This window comes from Luteimicrobium sp. NPDC057192 (genome assembly GCF_042670205.1).
GTDB lineage: Bacteria > Actinomycetota > Actinomycetes > Actinomycetales > Cellulomonadaceae > Luteimicrobium.
This window is the reverse complement of the sequence record NZ_JBHUWD010000030.1, coordinates 28,386-45,142: the sequence shown is the minus strand read 5'-3', so window position 1 is coordinate 45,142 and position 16,757 is coordinate 28,386. Positions and strand designations below refer to the sequence as shown.

At 70.9% G+C, this 16,757-nt stretch carries 27 protein-coding genes; 23 read left to right on the top strand and 4 right to left on the bottom strand.

Annotation, left to right across the window (positions count from 1 at the left end; genetic code table 11):
• Window positions 1-20: 20 nt before the first annotated feature.
• The 19 genes from ACFT5B_RS14225 (at window position 21) to ACFT5B_RS14135 (ending at window position 13,286) form a co-directional block, all read left to right on the top strand.
• Window positions 21-380 (top strand): helix-turn-helix domain-containing protein, encoded by a 360-nt coding sequence (locus tag ACFT5B_RS14225; RefSeq protein ID WP_386799295.1) that lies wholly within the window; start codon window positions 21-23, stop codon window positions 378-380.
• A complete protein-coding gene (locus ACFT5B_RS14220; protein ID WP_386799337.1) occupies window positions 377-757 on the top strand; it encodes a hypothetical protein in 381 nt (126 codons plus the stop codon). The genes ACFT5B_RS14225 and ACFT5B_RS14220 overlap by 4 nt, the downstream gene beginning before the upstream one ends.
• The gene (locus ACFT5B_RS14215; protein WP_386799293.1) at window positions 754-1,152 is read left to right on the top strand and encodes an HNH endonuclease; all 399 of its coding nucleotides are present in this window, start codon (window positions 754-756) and stop codon (window positions 1,150-1,152) included. Before ACFT5B_RS14220 ends, ACFT5B_RS14215 begins: the two co-directional genes overlap by 4 nt.
• Window positions 1,149-1,475, top strand: a complete 327-nt coding sequence (locus ACFT5B_RS14210) for a hypothetical protein (RefSeq protein WP_386799291.1) — start codon at window positions 1,149-1,151, stop codon at window positions 1,473-1,475. Before ACFT5B_RS14215 ends, ACFT5B_RS14210 begins: the two co-directional genes overlap by 4 nt.
• Entirely contained in the window at window positions 1,472-2,926 is a 1,455-nt protein-coding gene (locus ACFT5B_RS14205; protein WP_386799289.1) for a terminase large subunit domain-containing protein, read from the top strand. The genes ACFT5B_RS14210 and ACFT5B_RS14205 overlap by 4 nt, the downstream gene beginning before the upstream one ends.
• Before the next feature lie 11 nt (window positions 2,927-2,937).
• Complete coding sequence (locus tag ACFT5B_RS14200; protein ID WP_386799287.1) at window positions 2,938-3,108, top strand: hypothetical protein; 171 nt, start codon at window positions 2,938-2,940, stop codon at window positions 3,106-3,108.
• A gap of 57 nt (window positions 3,109-3,165) precedes the next feature.
• Window positions 3,166-4,323: a phage portal protein gene (locus ACFT5B_RS14195; RefSeq protein ID WP_386799285.1), complete on the top strand. Its 1,158-nt coding sequence runs from the start codon at window positions 3,166-3,168 to the stop codon at window positions 4,321-4,323.
• On the top strand, window positions 4,316-5,944 hold the full coding sequence (locus tag ACFT5B_RS14190) for an HK97 family phage prohead protease (RefSeq protein ID WP_386799283.1): 1,629 nt from the start codon (window positions 4,316-4,318) through the stop codon (window positions 5,942-5,944). The genes ACFT5B_RS14195 and ACFT5B_RS14190 overlap by 8 nt, the downstream gene beginning before the upstream one ends.
• Before the next feature lie 3 nt (window positions 5,945-5,947).
• Window positions 5,948-6,271, top strand: coding sequence for a hypothetical protein (locus ACFT5B_RS14185; protein WP_386799281.1), 324 nt, complete (start codon window positions 5,948-5,950; stop codon window positions 6,269-6,271).
• Complete coding sequence (locus ACFT5B_RS14180; RefSeq protein WP_386799279.1) at window positions 6,268-6,648, top strand: hypothetical protein; 381 nt, start codon at window positions 6,268-6,270, stop codon at window positions 6,646-6,648. Before ACFT5B_RS14185 ends, ACFT5B_RS14180 begins: the two co-directional genes overlap by 4 nt.
• 2 nt (window positions 6,649-6,650) lie before the next feature.
• Complete coding sequence (locus ACFT5B_RS14175; protein ID WP_386799277.1) at window positions 6,651-7,115, top strand: hypothetical protein; 465 nt, start codon at window positions 6,651-6,653, stop codon at window positions 7,113-7,115.
• Window positions 7,112-7,522, top strand: coding sequence for an HK97 gp10 family phage protein (locus tag ACFT5B_RS14170; RefSeq protein WP_386799275.1), 411 nt, complete (start codon window positions 7,112-7,114; stop codon window positions 7,520-7,522). The genes ACFT5B_RS14175 and ACFT5B_RS14170 overlap by 4 nt, the downstream gene beginning before the upstream one ends.
• Before the next feature lie 13 nt (window positions 7,523-7,535).
• The gene (locus ACFT5B_RS14165) at window positions 7,536-7,895 is read left to right on the top strand and encodes a hypothetical protein (RefSeq protein WP_386799273.1); all 360 of its coding nucleotides are present in this window, start codon (window positions 7,536-7,538) and stop codon (window positions 7,893-7,895) included.
• A gap of 95 nt (window positions 7,896-7,990) precedes the next feature.
• Complete coding sequence (locus ACFT5B_RS14160) at window positions 7,991-10,036, top strand: hypothetical protein (RefSeq protein WP_386799271.1); 2,046 nt, start codon at window positions 7,991-7,993, stop codon at window positions 10,034-10,036.
• The gene (locus ACFT5B_RS14155; RefSeq protein ID WP_386799269.1) at window positions 10,027-11,655 is read left to right on the top strand and encodes a hypothetical protein; all 1,629 of its coding nucleotides are present in this window, start codon (window positions 10,027-10,029) and stop codon (window positions 11,653-11,655) included. Before ACFT5B_RS14160 ends, ACFT5B_RS14155 begins: the two co-directional genes overlap by 10 nt.
• A complete protein-coding gene (locus ACFT5B_RS14150) occupies window positions 11,652-12,056 on the top strand; it encodes a hypothetical protein (RefSeq protein WP_386799267.1) in 405 nt (134 codons plus the stop codon). The genes ACFT5B_RS14155 and ACFT5B_RS14150 overlap by 4 nt, the downstream gene beginning before the upstream one ends.
• Before the next feature lie 41 nt (window positions 12,057-12,097).
• Window positions 12,098-12,775 carry a peptidoglycan-binding protein gene (locus ACFT5B_RS14145; protein ID WP_386799265.1) on the top strand — a complete coding sequence of 226 codons (678 nt, stop codon included), beginning with the start codon at window positions 12,098-12,100 and terminating at the stop codon, window positions 12,773-12,775.
• The gene (locus ACFT5B_RS14140; protein ID WP_386799263.1) at window positions 12,772-12,975 is read left to right on the top strand and encodes a hypothetical protein; all 204 of its coding nucleotides are present in this window, start codon (window positions 12,772-12,774) and stop codon (window positions 12,973-12,975) included. Before ACFT5B_RS14145 ends, ACFT5B_RS14140 begins: the two co-directional genes overlap by 4 nt.
• Window positions 12,972-13,286, top strand: coding sequence for a hypothetical protein (locus ACFT5B_RS14135; RefSeq protein WP_386799261.1), 315 nt, complete (start codon window positions 12,972-12,974; stop codon window positions 13,284-13,286). Before ACFT5B_RS14140 ends, ACFT5B_RS14135 begins: the two co-directional genes overlap by 4 nt.
• 55 nt (window positions 13,287-13,341) lie before the next feature.
• Here ACFT5B_RS14135 and ACFT5B_RS14130 read toward each other — a convergent pair whose 3' ends face one another.
• From ACFT5B_RS14130 to ACFT5B_RS14120, 3 genes are all read right to left on the bottom strand, one after another.
• Window positions 13,342-14,067: a tyrosine-type recombinase/integrase gene (locus tag ACFT5B_RS14130; RefSeq protein ID WP_386799259.1), complete on the bottom strand. Its 726-nt coding sequence runs from the start codon at window positions 14,065-14,067 to the stop codon at window positions 13,342-13,344.
• A gap of 68 nt (window positions 14,068-14,135) precedes the next feature.
• Entirely contained in the window at window positions 14,136-14,276 is a 141-nt protein-coding gene (locus ACFT5B_RS14125) for a hypothetical protein (protein ID WP_386799257.1), read from the bottom strand.
• Window positions 14,273-14,638, bottom strand: a complete 366-nt coding sequence (locus tag ACFT5B_RS14120) for a helix-turn-helix domain-containing protein (RefSeq protein ID WP_386799308.1) — start codon at window positions 14,636-14,638, stop codon at window positions 14,273-14,275. The genes ACFT5B_RS14125 and ACFT5B_RS14120 overlap by 4 nt, the downstream gene beginning before the upstream one ends.
• A 99-nt stretch (window positions 14,639-14,737) precedes the next feature.
• Here ACFT5B_RS14120 and ACFT5B_RS14115 point away from each other — a divergent pair, with 99 nt between their 5' ends.
• Window positions 14,738-14,971, top strand: a complete 234-nt coding sequence (locus tag ACFT5B_RS14115) for a helix-turn-helix domain-containing protein (protein ID WP_386799306.1) — start codon at window positions 14,738-14,740, stop codon at window positions 14,969-14,971.
• 38 nt (window positions 14,972-15,009) lie between these two features.
• Here ACFT5B_RS14115 and ACFT5B_RS14110 read toward each other — a convergent pair whose 3' ends face one another.
• A complete protein-coding gene (locus tag ACFT5B_RS14110; RefSeq protein WP_386799304.1) occupies window positions 15,010-15,228 on the bottom strand; it encodes a hypothetical protein in 219 nt (72 codons plus the stop codon).
• Between the two features lie 217 nt (window positions 15,229-15,445).
• Here ACFT5B_RS14110 and ACFT5B_RS14105 point away from each other — a divergent pair, with 217 nt between their 5' ends.
• Genes ACFT5B_RS14105 through ACFT5B_RS14095 form a run of 3 tightly spaced genes read left to right on the top strand, consistent with a single transcriptional unit; the run spans window position 15,446 to window position 16,604 of the window.
• Complete coding sequence (locus ACFT5B_RS14105; protein ID WP_386799302.1) at window positions 15,446-15,733, top strand: hypothetical protein; 288 nt, start codon at window positions 15,446-15,448, stop codon at window positions 15,731-15,733.
• Window positions 15,730-15,858: a hypothetical protein gene (locus ACFT5B_RS14100; protein WP_386799300.1), complete on the top strand. Its 129-nt coding sequence runs from the start codon at window positions 15,730-15,732 to the stop codon at window positions 15,856-15,858. Before ACFT5B_RS14105 ends, ACFT5B_RS14100 begins: the two co-directional genes overlap by 4 nt.
• On the top strand, window positions 15,855-16,604 hold the full coding sequence (locus ACFT5B_RS14095; protein ID WP_386799299.1) for a hypothetical protein: 750 nt from the start codon (window positions 15,855-15,857) through the stop codon (window positions 16,602-16,604). Before ACFT5B_RS14100 ends, ACFT5B_RS14095 begins: the two co-directional genes overlap by 4 nt.
• Window positions 16,605-16,757: the final 153 nt, after the last annotated feature.

Sequence of the window (16,757 nt, the reverse complement as noted above, 5' to 3'; positions counted from 1 at the left end):
CGTCGTCCGTCGTCGCGCCCGTGGCCGTGCTGCTCGCGACCCACACGATCGCCGACCTCATCGTCCAGCGCCCGTCCACGCCCGAGCCCAGCCCGCAGCCGTCCACGGCGCCCGTCATCGAGTTCGAGCCCGAACGCCGGGCCGGCCTCGTGTCCAGGCGCACGCCCCCGAGCGCCGAGGTCGTCGAGCACGCGCGCCGGCAGGCGTCCAAGCGTCCAGCGTCCAAGCGGCGCCCGTCCAACGTCACGCCGGCGTCCACCGTTGCCCGCGTCGTCGAGCTGTCCACCACCGGACTGTCATACCGGCAGGTGGCGTCCAAGGTCGGCGTCTCACCGCAGACCGTGTCCAACATCCTCAAGCGTCAGGAGACCGCAGCATGAGCACCTACGTCGTCCACCGCCCCGCCGGCGACTGGAGCACCGGCGAGAAGGTCACCCACCAGGCCGACGCCGTCGACGTCGACGAGGGCCAGCTCACCGTCTACATGGACAACGACGGCGAGCCCGACCCCGTCGGCATCTACGCCCCCGGTCAGTGGACGCACGTCGAGCGTCTGGTCGAGCACGTCGCGCCCGACCCGGCCACCGTCGTCAGCGGCGACCAGGTCGTCGTCGTGACGCCCCCGTCGACGCCCGTCGTCACGCCGGCGGACGTCGCCCGTCGGGTCGGTGCCGTGCGCCCGCCCATGCCGCCGCGCGTCGTCCACGGCGACGTGCCGTGGTGGCGCCGGCCCATCCGAGACCAGCCGCAGGCATGAGCACCTGGGGCGGGCGCCGCGCGGTCGCGCTCACGAAGCAGGTCATCGAGCTCTACGGCTCGACGTGCCACCTGTGCCTGGAGCGCATCAACCTCGCGGCCCCGCCCCGCCACCCCTCGGGACCGAGCGCCGACCACGTCGTGCCACGCAAGTACGGCGGCAGCGACCACCTGTCGAACCTGCGGCCCGCTCACCGCCGGTGCAACAGCCGGCGTGGCGCCCGGCTGCTCACCCCGGAGCTGCTGGCGTCGTTCCGCCGGCGCCCGGCCCGCTCGGCCGCCTCGTTCTTCCGTGGGGAGGCGCCGGACACCCCGCCCACAGTTTCCATTTCCCCCCGAACTGGCCCAGAAAAAAACGGGATGACCAGCAAAGACACCGAAGGGAGCCGATCGTGACCGAGACGCAGCCTGTTCTGTTCGATCTGAGCGTGGGCGCCTCGGGAGGCGTCATCCGGCAGGCCGCGCAACGCGCGATCGCCGCCCGCGAGGTCGCCGGCGTGCTCGGCGACGCCGACGCGCTCACGGTGCAGCTCATCCTGGAGACCGCAGCGGCCGTCGACCGTGGGCTCGCGTGGGCCAAGGTGTCCGTCGCGACCACCACGCTCGTCCGCGAGCTCCACGAGCTCCTGGACGCGCTCCCCGCGATCCCCGGCGGCGAGGTCCCCGCCGGCGCGCTCGACGACCCCGCGTTCGCCGCGTTCCGCGAGGCCCTCGCGTGACCCTCACCGCGCCGGCGCCCACCGCGCACCCCACCGGCCTCGCCCGCCCGCCCCGCTTCTACACGCGCCGCAACCCCCGGCTCCGCACGCGCGGCCGGCAGGTCGCCGCGATCGCCGCCGCGCTCGGCCGCCCGCTCCTGCCCTGGCAGCAGTACGTGGCCGACGTCGCGACCGAGCTCAACCCTCCGGGCCACCGGCTGCGCTACCGGTACCAGACCGTCGTGGTCGCCGTCCCGCGCCAGGCCGGCAAGACGACGCTCCTGCGCCCGATCGTCGTCGACCGCGCGATCACCCGCGACGCGTCGCAGATCTTCACCACCGCGCAGCTCGGAAAGGACGCCGGCGCCCGCTGGGATGACCTGATCGCCGACGTCGAGAACGGACCGCTCAAGCGGTTCGTCGACGTCAAGCGCGGCAAGGGCTCCCAGCGCGCGACGTTCCCGAACGGGTCGTACATCAGCCCGTTCGCCCCGACCCGCGACTCGCTCCACGGCTACTCGCCTGACCTCGTCCTCATCGATGAGGGTTGGGCGTTCTCGCGCGAGGCCGCTGACGAGCTCATGGCCGCGATCCGGCCGGCGATGATCACCCGCCGCGACCGGCAGCTGTACGTGATCAGCGCCGCCGGCGACGCGACGTCGGAGTACTGGAACGACCTGGTGGACGCCGGCCGGCTCGCGACACTGGATCCCGACTCGACGACGGCCTACTTCGAGTGGTCCCCGGCCGACGAGCTCGACCCCTACGACCCCGCGACGTGGGAGTACCACCCCGGCCTGGACCGGCTCGTCACGATCGACGACCTCGCGACCGAGTCCAAGCCCGAGAACAACACGCACGCGAACTTCCTGCGCATGTACCTCAACCGCCGCACGCGCGTCGAGTCGACGATCCTCGACCTCGAGTTCTACGACACGCTCGCGACCGAGCAGGCGCCGCCGGCCCCCGAGCGTGTCGCCTACGGCTACGACGTCGCGCTCGATCGCACGCAGGCGTCGGTGTGGGCGGCGTGGCTCGACGACGCCGGCGTCGTGAACCTCCACCTACGCGAGACCCGCGAGGGCGCCGACTGGCTCGTGCCCTACGTCACCGAGCTCTACACCGACGGTGCGGCGACCATCGGCGCCGACGACGGCGGGCCGGCCCGCATCGTGACCGCGCAGCTCAAGCACGCCGGCGTGCCCGTGCAGACCGTGGGCGGGCGCGACGGGGCCACCGCGTGGGGTCAGTTCAAGGCCCTCGTCAAGGACTCGACGCCCGAGCGGCATTGGCTCATCCACGACGCCGACCCCGCCATGCGCTCGGCCCTGGAGGTCGCCGCTGAACGGACCCTGTCCGACGTGACCGTCCTGTCCCGCCGCGACTCACTCGGGCCGATCGACCCGCTCGTCGCCGGCGTCACCGCGGCGTGGCTCGCGGCCAAGATCAGCCCGCTCATCCAGATCTTCTAGGAGGTCACGCCATGCGTGTACGCGTCGACGTCGGCGGAGGATCGTTCCTGCCGCTGTGCCCGTGCGGCTGGCGCGGCCTGCCCGGTCTCGACCGGGGCGAGGCCCTGCGCCAGGCCCGTCACCACGAGCTCCGCGCCCACCCCGGCGACCAGGACGTCGTCCGGCAGCTCCGAGGCAAGTGACCGCCGCCGCGCCGGCGTGTTCGATGGATTCCCCCCTACCTCACCCAAATAGGAGTCGTGGGATTCATCCAGCGACTCGGCGCAGCGGTCGGCCTCGTCCGCGCGACGACGGACGACGGCTCCGGCCCTGCTGACGGCGTCGTCCCGCCGTCGCGGGCCGCGTCCGGGATCATCACCCCGGCGACCGCGCTGACGATCAGCTCGGTCTACCGCGCGATCCAGATTCACGCGATCGCCGCCTCTCAGCTCTCCATCGACGTCGAGCGCGGCGGCGTCATCATCGACACCCCGACCCTGATCGCTCAGCCCGACATCGATGAGTCGCGGTCCGCGTTCATCGAGCGCAGCGTCGTCGCCCTCGCCACGACGGGCAACGCGTTCTGGATCCAGCGCCTCGGGTCGTTCGGGCAGGTCGTCAACCTGGAGCCCGTCGACCCGTTCAAGGTCACCGTCGTCGAGCTCCAGGACGGCAGCGTCGAGTACCACTACGACGGCCGCATCTACCGCAAGACCGGCCCGCTGCGCATGTCGCACCTCCAGCTCCTGCGCGTGCCCGGCAAGGTCGCCGGCCTCGGCCCGATCCAGGCCGCGCAGGTCGAGCTGGCCGGCATCAAGGATGTCCGCGACTACGCCTCCGACTGGTTCCAGCCCGGCGGCGCCGGCGTCCCGAACGGCGTCCTGTCCACGGACCAGATGCTCACCGGAACCCAGGGCGCGCAGTACAAGCAGATGTGGAACGACACCGCCGACGGCGGCGTCCGCGTCCTCGGCGCCGGCCTGACCTACTCGCCGATCCTGCTCAAGCCCGCAGACGCGCAGTGGCTGGAGTCGCAGCAGTTCAACGTCACGCAGGTCGCCCGCCTGTTCGGCGTGCCGGCCTCGCTCATGCTCGCCGTCATCGAGGGCAACAGCCAGTCCTACTCGAACGTCGAGCAGGACTGGTTGGCCTACGTCCGGTTCTCGCTCATGGGCTACCTGCGCGAAATCGAAGAGGCCCTGACGGTGCTCCTGCCGCGCGGCCAGTCGGCCCGCTTCAACGTCGAAACGCTCCTGCGCACCGACACCAAGACCCGCTACGAGTCCTACACCCTCGCGATCAACGCCGGCTGGATGCGGCGCAGCGAGGTCCGGGCGACCGAGCACCTTGACCCGATCGAAGGGATCGACGATGCCCCCGTCAGCTCCAGCCCCGTCCCGGCCGGCACCGGTGCCTGAGACCCGCGCCCTGTGCGTGCGCGACGTCGCCGTTCGCGCCGCGTCGAGCTCCGCCGGCGAGCGGACCTTCACCGGCATCGCCGTCCCGTTCAACGACCCCGTCACTATCTCCGACTGGTGGGGCGACAACTACCGCGAGCAGGTCGCTCCCGGCGCCGTCACCAACGCCGCCGACGACCTCCCGCTCACGTTCTGGCGCCACGACGAGCCGATCGGCCGGATCACCGAGTTCGAGGACACCGAGGCCGGCTGGCAGGTCACCGGCACGCTCTCGTCGACGCCGCGCGGCGACGAGGCCTACACGCTCCTGCGCGACGGCGTCATCGACCGCATGTCGATCGGCTTCGAGCCCATCGAGCACGTCGTCACCGAGGGCGACGACGGCGTCACGATCACCCGCACCAAGATCCGCGTCCGCGAGGTCTCTCTCGTCCCGTTCCCCGCCTACGACGGCGCCACCGTCGACCAGGTCCGCCACGCCACCCCGAAGGGAAACACCATGCCCCCCACCGTCACCGAGCGCCAGGACGCCGTCCAGACGCCGTCCGCGCAGAGCATCGACGAGCTGCGCGCCCAGCTCGACGGGCGGATCGACGACGTCGTCCGCCAGTTCGAGGTCATGCTCTCCCGCGCCGCCGAGGCCGAGCGCGGCGACAAGATCGTCAGCCGGTTCCGCACCCCCGGCGCGCTGCTCAAGGCGATCGCCGCCGGCGACGACGAGGCCCGCGCCGAGTACGAGACCATCCAGGCCCGCGCCTGGGACCCCGCCGGCGGCACCGTCGCCGACAGCGTGTCCCAGGATGCCTGGATCGGCGACCTCACCCGGATCGTCGACGAGAAGAGCTCGCTCCGAGACCTGTTCTCGTCCGGCGCCCTGCCGGCCGAGGGCATGAACCTGGAGTACGCCCAGCTCAAGACCAACACCGTCGAGGTCGACAAGCAGGACGCCGAGGGCGACGACCTCGCGTTCGGCAAGGTGACGCTCGAGACCAAGACCGCGCCCGTCGAGACGTTCGGCGGGTACACGCGCCTGTCGCTCCAGTCGATCCAGCGCTCGTCCGTCGCGATCGTCGACCACTCGCTGCGTGCCCTCGCGATCGCCGCGAACAAGACCCGCAACGCGACGTTCCGCGCCCACTACTCGACCGTCGTCGCCGCGCAGGCCGCCGCGAACAACACCGTCACCGTCACCGACGTCACCAAGTACGTCGACTGGGTCTCCGGGATCGTCGACGCCGCCGAGAAGTTCGAGGACCTCGGCCTCGACCTCGACGCGCTCGTCGTCGACAAGACCTACTTCAAGAGCCTCGCCGCGCTCACCGCAACCGACGGGCGCCCGCTCATGACCGTCTACGGGTCGGGCACCAACGTCGTCGGCGAGCTCAACGCGCCCGGCATCTCCGGCGTCCTCGCCGGCGTCCCGGTCCGCGTGAACCTCAAGCAGGTCGCCGCCGGTGGCGCGTTCGTCAACCACCTCGCGATCCGCGAGTACGCGTCCCCGCTCGCCCGGCTCCAGGACGACAACATCGTCAACCTGTCCCGCGACTTCTCCACCTACCTCTACTCGGCGATCGCCGACGAGATCCCCGCCGGCATCGTCCCCGTCAAGACCGGCGCCTGAGCCATGGCCACCACCCTCCAGGAGTACGTGGGCGCGCCCAGCGACGACGCCGCGTTCGTCGCCGAGTGCGAGGCCCAGGCCGGCGAGCTCGTCGCCCGCTACCTCGTCGGCCCCGGCGGCGACCCCGCCACGGCGTCCGACGTCGTCGCTGACGCCGAGGTCTACGCCCGCGTGCTCCTGGAGGTCGGCTCCGAGCTCTACGCCCGCCGGGGCGCCCCCTCGGGCATCACGTCCGGCCCGACCGAGGGCGACCCCGTCCGCCTCGCCCGCGATCCCATGTCCGGCGTCTACCCGATCCTCGACCGGTACATGGTGCGTGGCCTGTGAGCGTCCTGTCCGACGCGCGCAGCGAGCTCGCGCAGCTCCTGGAGGCCGCCGGCATCGACGGCGTCCGGGACTACCTGCCCGAGCGCATGAGCCCGCCCCTGGTCTACGTCACCGGCGGCTCGCCGGCCCTGGAGCCCGGCCAGGTCTACGGGATGCACCTGCTGCGCTACGACCTCACCGCCGTCGCCCGCTCCGGTGCCAACGAGACCGTGACCGACGCGCTCGACGAGCTCGTCGTCAAGGTCCTCGCGGCCCTCGACGGCAACGCGTGGGCGTTCGAGACCGCCGGCCGGCCGTTCATGCAGTCCGCCGACACCAAGGCGTTCATCGCCCAGCGCCTCACGTTCATCACCAACCGACCCGTCCTAGGAGACTGACCATGTCCGGACCCGCCCGCATCCGTGGGAACAAGCTCTACCTCCTGTTCGGGGAGACCCCCGACAACACCGACCGCAAGTGCGAGACCACGGCGGTCACCCTGGAGCACGAGGACGCCGACACCGACACCCTCACGTTCTGCGACGCGTCCGAGGGTGGCGCCGCGCAGCCGTTCTTCGACGTCACGTTCGTCCAGTCCCTCGACAGCACGTCGTTCTGGCGGTTCTGCTGGGAGCACGCCGGCGAGGTCGTCCCGTTCACCTACGCCCCGCAGGGCAACGCCGAGCCGACGACCGAGCAGCCGCACTTCATCGGCTTCGTCCAGATCCCCAAGGCGCGACCGACGATCGGCGGCGAGGCCGTCGTCGCCGGCACCGGCTTCACCTCTGAGCTCCGGCTCGACGTGACCGACGCCGACGGCAACAAGCCCGGCGTCGCGACCATGGACGAGGGCACCACCCCGTGACCTCGGCGGGCGACCTCGACGTCACCTCCGGCCCGGTCCGCCTGCGCGTCGAAGGGCTCGGCAAGACCCTGCGAGCCCTCTCGGCCGCCGGCGCCGACGCCGAGGACATGCGCGACCTCATGCACAAGCTGGGGCTCGTCGTCGTCGAGGCCGCCCGCCCCCGCACCCCGGCCCGCTCCGGGGCCCTGGAGTCCACGATCCGGGCCGGCAAGGGCAAGACCAAGGCCGTCGTCCGGGCCGGCACCTCCCGCGTGCCCTACGCCGGCGTCATCCACTACGGCTGGCCGGCCCACAACATCGAGCCCCACCCCTACCTGACCGACGCGCTCGACGCGTCCCGAGCCGAGGTCCTGCGCGACCTCGACGACGGGCTCGGCGACCTGCTGCGGGCCAACCACCTGATCTGAGAGGACACCCACCATGTTCGACGTCAAGAAGCTCACGCTCGGCGAGGTCGCCAAGATCGAAGAGCTCTCCGGCCAGCCGATCACCGCGATCGGCGAGGACGAGGCCCCGAAGGGCAAGACCATGGCCGCCGTGGCGTTCGTCGTCAAGCGCCGCCAGATCCTCGCCGCCGGCGGCAAGGTCTCCGAGTTCACCTGGAACGACGCGTGCTCCCTCACGTTCGCCGAGGCCTCCGAGCTCATCGGCGTCGGCAAGAGCACCGCCGAGGGCAGCGACGAGGCGCCCGACGGGGACCCTACGACGGCGACGGCCGCCTCCACGCCGAAGAGCTCCGCGCGCAAGACCTCGCGTGGTTCGTCGTCCAAGCAGGCGTGAGCCCTAGCGACTACTGGTCGCTCACCCTGCGCCAGCGCAACGCGATCGCTGCGCAGCTGCGCCGCCGCAACCGACACTGAAAGGAGGGGCCGGCCTTGTCCGGACAGACCGTCGTCGTCAGCGTTCTCGCCGACACCAAGCAGTTCTCTCGCGCGTTCAAGAACCTCAGCGACGAGACCGGCCTCTCCAAGCTCGGCCGCATGGCCAAGGCCGCCGGCAAGGCCGTAGCCGTCGGCCTCGCCGCCGGCACCGTCGCCCTCGGCGCGTTCGTCGCCTCCGCCGTCGGATCCGCCTCCGACCTCCAGCAGTCGTTCGGCGGCGTCGACGCCGTGTTCAAGGGCAACGCCCAGCAGGTCCACGAGTGGGCCAAGTCCGCCGCCGGCGACGTCGGGCTGTCCGAGAACGCCTACAACGAGCTCGCCGCCGGAATCGGCACGCAGCTCAAGTCCGCCGGCCTCTCGCTCGACGAGGCCGGCAAGAAGACCAACGACCTCATCGGGCTGTCCTCCGACCTCGCGGCCACGTTCGGCGGCACGACCGCCGACGCCGCATCCGCGCTCGGCTCCGCGCTGCGCGGCGAGTTCGACCCCGCCGAGAAGTTCGGCCTCGCGCTGTCCGCCAACGCCGTCCAGGCCAAGGCCCTCACCATGGGCTTCAAGAAGGTCAACGGGCAGCTCTCCACCCACGACCAGCGCCTCGCAACCCTCGCGCTCATCTACGACCAGACCAAGGACGCACAGGGCCAGTTCTCCAAGCAGAGCAACACCCTCGCCGAACAGCAGCAGATCCTGGGCGCCAAGTTCGAGAACATCAAGGCGACCATCGGCACCTACTTCCTGCCGGCGGTCACGGCGGCCGTCTCGTGGCTCTCGGACCACCTCCAGCCGGCGTTCGACGCCGTCTCGTCCTGGATCCAGTCCGAGGGCATTCCCGCGCTCAAGTCGTTCGCGAGCTGGTGGACGCAGAACGTGACGCCGGCCCTGCAAAAGGCCGGCGAGTTCATCACAGGCACGCTCGTCCCGGCGTTCTCCGCCGCGTTCTCCTGGATCATCCAGAACCGGGGCGTGATCGAAGGCCTCGCCGTCACGATCGGCGCCATGGTGCTCGCGTGGCAGGCCTACGTGAAGGTCCTGGCCATCTGGAAGGCCGCCCAGGAGGTCGCCACCGCCGTCCAGCTCGCGTTCAACGTCGCGATGGACGCCAACCCCATCGGCCTCGTCATCCTCGCGATCACCGGCCTCGTCGCGGCCCTGACGTGGTTCTTCACCCAGACCGAGGCCGGCAAGAAGGCGTGGGCAGCCCTCCAGGCCGCCGCCAAGGTCGTCGTCGACTGGTTCAAGACCTACGTCCTGCCCACGTTCCAGTTCGTCGTGGCCACGATCAAGGCGTACATGTCCGCCGCCGGCGCCTACTGGTCCGGGATCTGGTCCGCCATGCGCGCCGTCGCCGCCGGCGTGTGGAACGCGCTCCAGATCATCGTGCGCACCGCGCTCGGAGTGATTCGCGGGATCATCAAGACCGTCACCTCGCTCATCCACGGCGACTGGTCCGGCGCCTGGCAGGGCATCAAAGACATTTTCTCGTCAATCTTTAGTGGCATTAGCGACCTCGCATCGAATTACATTCACACCGTTAGGGGCGCATTCTCCGGCCTCAAGGATTCCGTCGTCGGCGTCCTCAAGTCCGCCGGCGACTGGCTCTACGACATCGGCCGCGACATCATCAACGGCCTCGTGCGCGGGATCTGGTCCATGGCGACCGCCCCGGTCGACGCGCTCAAGCAGATCGGCCTGGACGCCGTGTCCGGCGTCAAGTCGATCCTCGGGATCCACTCGCCCTCGCGCGTGTTCGCCGAGCTCGGCGCCTACACCGTCGCCGGCCTCGCCCAAGGCCTCGGCGACACGACCCCCGTAGACAACGCCATGACGGCCCTGTCCGGGGCCGTGACCGACGGGTACACCCCGACGCCCACCAACCCCACGATCGCCGCTCAGAACGGCGCAGGGACCGCCACGCAGCGCGTCTACAACATCAACGTCACCGCCGGCCCCGGCACCGACCGCGTCGCCCTCGGCCGCGAGCTCGTCGAGCTCATCACCGAGTTCGAGCGCGTGAACGGGGGCGGTCGCCGGTGGGTCTGATCTACGAGCTCACCGCCGCGACCTACGACGCGACCGAGCAAGCCGCCTGGACGTCGACCGCAGACGGCGCCGTCCTGGAGGCCGTCGGCGGCCGGTTGCGCGTCCACGCCGACAACGGCACCGTCAACGGCGCCGTCCAGCGCGACCAGCTCGACGCCCCGCCCGGCCGCTACGTCCTGGTCATCGACGTCCTGACCGCGACCGACCTGGAGCACGCCGCGTCCGCGACCATCGGCGCCAACCTCCTGTTCGCCCAGGACGACGTCCGGTCCAACATCGCCACGCGTTACGTCCTGGCCATGGACGTCGGCGACCTCGGCCTCGCGCCCTCGTTCCGGTTCATCATCACCAACACCGGGAACTACGTGTACGTCGACCGGCTCGCGATCTACGCCGTCGACGGCGGCCCGCTGCTCGGCCAGCTCGGCTACCAGATCCTCACCCCCGGCGACGAGGGCTTCGTCCTCAACCGAGACGAGCTCGACACCGGCGCCCTTGGGGACACCGCGACCGCCACCGCCTGGACCGAGTACCTGTGCGACGCAACCGGCGTGAGCATCAACCGGGGCGCGTCCGTCGACGGCGTCACCACGACCACGCAGGTCGGCACCGCCAACCTCACCGTCTACGCCCAGCCCGACCAGCCGCCCGGCCTCGGCCTGCGCCCCAACCTGCCCGTGCGGATCCGGTCCAAGCTCACCGAGACCGTCGCCTACACCGGCAACGTCGGCGACCTCACCGACACCTGGCGCCGCTCGACCACGTCCGTCGACCGCCGGTTCATCGCCAACGTCCCGGCGCTCGACGCGGTCCGCGACCTCGCCGGCATCACCCGCTACGGCGCCCTCGGGATCGACCGGTGGTCCGACCGTGTCCGCCGCGTCATGGCGTCCTACCGAGGCCGGTGGGACTTCGCCCCCGGCACGCGCCCCGACGCCTACTGGCCGGTCTGCTCCCGCACCGTCTACGAGTCCACCCTCGACAAGCACCTCCAGCTGATCGCCAACACCTCCGCCGGCCGGTGGTACGTCGACCGCGACAACGTCGTGCGCATCGAGCTCAGCAACTGGTCCGCCCAGGAGCGCCCGATCCGCCTGGAGTTCTCCGACGAGCACGACGAGTTCAACCCCCGCCACCGCTGCTACGTCGACGTCGTCCGCACCTACGACACGCGCAGCCTCGTCAACGACCTCACGCTCGCCAACCACGACGCCGCGCTCAACGACCAGGGCCAGTGGCAGGCCGACGACGCGGGCCTCGGCCCGTTCCAGGACGTCACCTCCGCCGCCACCTGGGGCGTGCGCCACGCCGACGTCGAGACCTCGCTCGAGACCGGCCCCGGCGACCCGGACGCCGACGCCGTCCCCACCGCGGATCCCGTCGGCGACCTCGTCACCGAGTACACGCGCGACCTCGCCAACCCCGCTGTCCGCTTCACCTCGGTCACCTACAACGCGACCAAGGACGTCGACGTCGCGTGCTCGCTCGACGTGTTCGACCTGGTCCTCGTGACCAACAACGGCCTCACCCAACAGTCCCGAGTCATCGGCATCCAGCACGTCATCACGCCGGACAAGTGGCTCGTGACCCTCGCCCTTCAAGCCTGGAGCGTCTCGTGAAGATCTTCACCGTCGGCGAGGTCCTGACCGCTCAGGACCTCAACGCCAACTTCGCCCTCGTGTCCAAGACCATCGCGGCCGCCGACTTCTTCGCCCCGGTAGCCGGCCTCACGATCGCGTCCGGATCCGTCGAGGTCATCGCCGACAAGTCGATCGTCTGGGAGCTCCAGCTCAACAACTCGGGCGGCCCGTCTCTGGCGGCCGGCGCGCAGAGCATCGCGCTCGGGAACATCAACGCGCCGTTCAAGCCGCGGACCTACTACTCGCCGTTCATCGGCTGGCCGGGCTCCGGTGCGTGCTTCGGCCTCGTCAACGCGTCGACCGGTCAGATCACCGTCCGGTGGTCCGACGCTGCCCACGCGACCCCGGCCTTCGTTCTCGGCGGGTCCTGGCCGATCTAGGGACCCCTCGGATCCAACCCCCTCCTGAAAGGACAACGACCATGACCACCTACCGCACCCCCGCTCAGGCCCTCGCATGGGCCGACCAGCACGACGAGGGCTACAACGGCGAGTGCGAGCGCTACGCCCGCGAGGCCTACGGCATCCCCGCCGGCGCCGGCAGCGCCGCCGAGGCGTGGGCCGAGGCCAAGCACAAGCACACCGACCTGGACGACGCCCCCGACGGCGCGTTCATCTTCTTCTCCAAGGCCGGCGACAAGTACGGGCACGTCGGCCTCAAGAAGGGCAACCAGCTCCGCTCGACCGACTCGGCCAAGGGCCACCCCCACACCGCCCCGCTGTCCTACTGGACGGGCGCCGGCTACAAGGTGCTCGGCTGGACCGAGGACAACAACGGCGTCCGCATCGCCGGCCTCAAGCCCAAGGCCGCGTCGAAGCCGGCCACGAGCTCGGGCAGCAAGCCCGCCGCCGGCGTCCTCGCGCTCGGCTCCAAGGGCAAGAAGGTGGGCGCGCTCCAGGCCGGCCTGCGCAAGGTGTTCCCCGCGTACCAGGAGACCGTCAAGGTCAAGCGCGGCCAGCTCATCGCCGTCGACGACGAGTTCGGCGCGCAGACCGAGGCGTGGGTCAAGCATTTCCAGACCCGCACCGGCCTCGTCGCCGACGGCATCGTCGGCCCCAAGACCGTCGCCAAGCTCGCGTCGTTCGGCATCAACCTGTGAGCGCGCTCCTGGCGCTCATCCCCAAGCGCTACCAGCACGCGGCGAAGACCGTCGTCGCCGCCGTGGCGGCGCTCGTCACGGCCGTCGTCGCGGCCGTGCCCGAGCTCCCCAAGTGGGCCGCCGTCGTCGTCGCCGTCCTCGGCACGCTCGGCGTCTACGGCACCCCGAACGTCGACCAGGGCGAGGCCGACGAGGCATGAGCCATGACGCCTGGATCTTCCTCGGCGGCCTCACGACGAACGTGCTCGGGCTCGTCGCGTTGTGGGTCCGTGGCGGCCGCACCAAGGCCACCGCAGAGCGCGCGAGCTCGGCCGCCACGGCAGCCCATCAGGCGGCCGCCGTGGCGGCGCACGAGGTCCAGCCCAACAGCGGCAAGTCACTCGCCGACGCCGTCAACCGCATCGAGGCCAAGGGCGAGCTCACCGCCCGAGCCGTCGCCGTGCTCCAGGGCCAGTTCAAGGAGCACGTCCTAGCCGGCCAGCAGCGCCGGCGCCGCCGGATCCTCTGGTAGACGCACGTCGGGCCGCTCTCACTTCCCCATGGAGCGGCCCGGCGTCGTCGCGCGTCTACGCGGCCGTCGCGCGCGCCACAGCGCGCAGCGCGTCGTCGGGCAGGCGCACGTAGCGCAGCGTCGTCTCAGGCTTCGCGTGCCCGAGGAACGTCATCACGGCGAGCAGGTCGCGCGTACGGTCGTAGCCCACCGTGCCGGCCCGGTGGCGCAGCGTGTGGGTCGTCCAGTGCTCGTCCAACAGCCGGCTCATGAGCACCGTCACGTGCCCCGACGACAGGTGCCCGTTCGTCTTGCCCTCGAACAGCCACGGTCGCGCGTCGTGCCGGATCGCGTGCAAGAGCTCGTCGTCGACGACGGGCACCTCGCGCGTCTTGCCGCCCTTGCCGTGGACGAGCAGCAGGTCGCCGGCGAGGTCGTCGCGGTTCACGAGGGCTATCTCGCCGGCTCGCATCCCGCAGTGTGCCCCGAGCAGCAGGATCAGCCGCTCGCGCGCGTCAGCGAGGCCCAGGGCGCGTTGGAGCACCGGCTCCGGGATCGGCCGCGCGACGCCGGGCGGCACTCTCACCGGTCGCAGGCGCAGCGACGGGTCTACCTCGAGGTAGCCCATGCCGTGCAGCCACCGGCAGAAGCCCACGAACACCGTGCGCGCACTCTTACGCGTCTCCGGTGCCCAATCGGGCCGCGCGAGCGCGCGCTCCAGGGTGGCCAGGTCCAGCGCGAGCGGCGACCGGCAGTGCGCCCGCAAGACCCGTAGGTAGTGCTCGTGCTGTCGCAGCGTCAAGGGACGCCGGCCGGCAGCACGAAGCGAGGTGAGGTATTCGGAACGGAGGGTCTCCCAACTTTGGTTGCTCATGGCCACAGGTTCTCCCTCTCGACCTCGCGGCGCAGGCGCTCGCGACGCTGCTTGCGCAGCTCGCTCCAGAGCGTCCAGCCGGCCCATCCCAGGACCCAGAAGTAGGGCACCCAGGACGTCAGTAGGTCGCGGATCACGCCGCGAGCTCCACGCCGCCCGGCGACCACGGACCCGCGATGACCTGCGATGACGCAAGGCCGGACGGTCGCTGGTTCGAGTCCAGCCGCAGGAGCCCATTGCCCCCGTCAGGTCCACCCTGGCGGGGGCTTTCTCCATCCCGAAGCCACTCGTAGGGCACGCCCGTCCGGAGCGCCCACAAGCGCACAGACTGAGGGCTCGGCTTGGCCTTGCCGTTGATCCAGTTTCCGACGGCCCCGCGCGAGACCTCCAGATAGTCCGCCATCTCCTGCACGCCGACGTCGGCGACGCGCAGCGCCTTACGCATGCGATCGGCGATGTCGAAGACCGGCACGACACCACTCTCAGGCTGAATGCTCATGCAACGAGCATTGCACGCGTCCCCTTACCACACAAGACGGTGCGCTTCTCCGCGTGTCTTCGCTTGACCTACGGGATGCGCATTGCGCACACTGTCGGCATGGAACCGATCGAAGAGACGACCCTCACGAGCGCAACGGCGTGCTCGATGCTCGGGATCGACCGCTCGACGCTCGTGCGATGGGTCCAGGACGGCCGCATCACGCCGGCGTTCAAGTACCCCGGGAGCAACGGCGCCTATCTGTTCGACCGCGCCGACATTGAGCGCATCCAGGCGGAGCGCGAGGAAGTGATCCGCCTCGTCGGAGCCGCCCGCGTGGTCGGTGCCCGGTGAGCGATCAGCGAATGGCGGCGTGCGCCTGCCCCCTGGCGTCAGTTGACCGTGTCGCTCTCGGCCGCGAGCTCGCCCGCGCCATGGCCGCGCTCCAGCTCGACCAGTCGCGCTTCGAGCTCCACGACGGCGCTGATCAGCGCGCCCGTCACCCGCTCGTTCGTCAGGGCCTCGCCCTCATCGAGCGTGTCGATCAGGTGGCGGGTGACGGTCAGTTCGGCGGGGATCTTGTCGCCGACGATGTCGTTGAGGGTGCCCACGAAGACTCTCCTTCGGTTGGGCCGGACGTCCTACCGTCCGGCGCTGAGCTGACCGTAGGGGAAACCGCTGACACGGCGTGCGCCGACTCTCCCGCACGCCGTGTCAGTGCGCCGGCCGGTGACGTCACCCGGGGCGCCGAGTGACGGCCGGCGGCTGGATCCTGGCCGGCGTCGTCGTCGCTCTGTGCGTGGCGGCTCACTGGTACGAGGCCCGCCGGTGAGCGCGATCTTCGATGACGCGATCGCGCTGTGGCGCGACGTCCGCGACGCGTTCGAGCTCTACCGCGAGGCGCAGTACGAGCGCGCCGAGCTCGCGACGCGCGGCCACCTGCTCAACCACGAGGCCCGAGAGCGTGGCGTCTCGGCCTGGTCCCTGTTCATCGGCCCCGAGCGCCGCGCGCACCGGTGGGCGTCTGACGAGCTCCGCGAGTGGTGGGCCAAGAACGGCCGCATGACGTTCGCCGAGTTCGAGCGGACCTACCTCCAGGGCGGCGAGTCGCTGTGACGCCCTGGACCAAGCCCGAGACGCGCCGCGAGGCCTACGTCGCGGTCTACCGCGAGCGGTTCGGCGTCGAGCCGCGCCGCACCCCGTTCTACGTCGCGCAGCCGCGCCCGGAGGTCGACCTGTGAGCCGCCCCACGCCCAACGCGTCCTGGAGCGCCCCGTCGCTCATGACGTCCCTCTCGAACGCCGGCTGGGGCGAGCTCAACGGCCGTTCCATGCAGGGCGTGCGCAGCGTGCTCCACGGCCTCGTGGCGCAGCTCCCCCACCGCTCCGCAGCCGGCAAGGCGACCGTCATGGATATCGCCGACCGCGCCGGCCTGTCGATGAAGTGGACGGCCCGGTGCCTGCACCTCCTGGAGGACCTGGGCGTCATCGAGTGGACGCGAGGCGGAATCACCATCGAGTCCGCGTCCAAGCGCCACGGCACGCCCGGCTGGATCCGCATCGTCAAGCACAAGCTCGTCGAGCTCATCTTCGCCGCCCGCCCTTGGCACGACGAGCGCCTTGCCCAGCACCGGGCCGAGACGCTGCGCCGGATCATGACGATCAAGACCCGCTACACACGCACGAAGCTCCGCAACGACAAGCGTTCTCGCAGGTCACACCATGTGGAACTGAGCGCCCACCCCACCCCCCTACGGGGAGGGTCCGGAGGCACGCCTCCCCGCGTAGGAGACCCGGAACAGACACAAGCCCTTCAAGAGCCCGCTGCGCGGGCGCTCATCGAAGGTCCCGACGCCCTGGGGGGCGTCGTGACGCGCGCCGGACGCGCGATCTACAACCGCGACGAGTGCGACCACGGCTGGCCGGTGGGCCAGCGCAAGCGCGACGGCCGTCTCACCTGCCCCGATTGCCGGAGGGCCGAGCAGTGAGCACACCGATCACCTGCGAGCACGGCGTAGAGGTCTGGCGCAAGACACGCACCGGCGAGTCGGCTTGCGCCCTCTGCCGGCGTCTCGCCTCCGCGAGACGCACGGAACAAGCGGCCCGGAGGGCGTCGCAGGTGCAGCCGCGCCTGGACATAG

What these genes read in the sequence shown, in the direction of transcription:
- ACFT5B_RS14220 (WP_386799337.1), top strand. Translation starts at nt 377, where the DNA reads ATGAGCACCTACGTCGTCCACCGCCCCGCCGGCGACTGGAGCACCGGC.
- ACFT5B_RS14215 (WP_386799293.1), top strand. Translation starts at nt 754, where the DNA reads ATGAGCACCTGGGGCGGGCGCCGCGCGGTCGCGCTCACGAAGCAGGTC.
- ACFT5B_RS14200 (WP_386799287.1), top strand. Translation starts at nt 2,938, where the DNA reads ATGCGTGTACGCGTCGACGTCGGCGGAGGATCGTTCCTGCCGCTGTGC.
- ACFT5B_RS14185 (WP_386799281.1), top strand. Translation starts at nt 5,948, where the DNA reads ATGGCCACCACCCTCCAGGAGTACGTGGGCGCGCCCAGCGACGACGCC.
- ACFT5B_RS14175 (WP_386799277.1), top strand. Translation starts at nt 6,651, where the DNA reads ATGTCCGGACCCGCCCGCATCCGTGGGAACAAGCTCTACCTCCTGTTC.
- ACFT5B_RS14165 (WP_386799273.1), top strand. Translation starts at nt 7,536, where the DNA reads ATGTTCGACGTCAAGAAGCTCACGCTCGGCGAGGTCGCCAAGATCGAA.
- ACFT5B_RS14145 (WP_386799265.1), top strand. Translation starts at nt 12,098, where the DNA reads ATGACCACCTACCGCACCCCCGCTCAGGCCCTCGCATGGGCCGACCAG.
- ACFT5B_RS14135 (WP_386799261.1), top strand. Translation starts at nt 12,972, where the DNA reads ATGAGCCATGACGCCTGGATCTTCCTCGGCGGCCTCACGACGAACGTG.
- ACFT5B_RS14120 (WP_386799308.1), bottom strand. Translation starts at nt 14,638, where the DNA reads ATGAGCATTCAGCCTGAGAGTGGTGTCGTGCCGGTCTTCGACATCGCC.
- ACFT5B_RS14115 (WP_386799306.1), top strand. Translation starts at nt 14,738, where the DNA reads ATGGAACCGATCGAAGAGACGACCCTCACGAGCGCAACGGCGTGCTCG.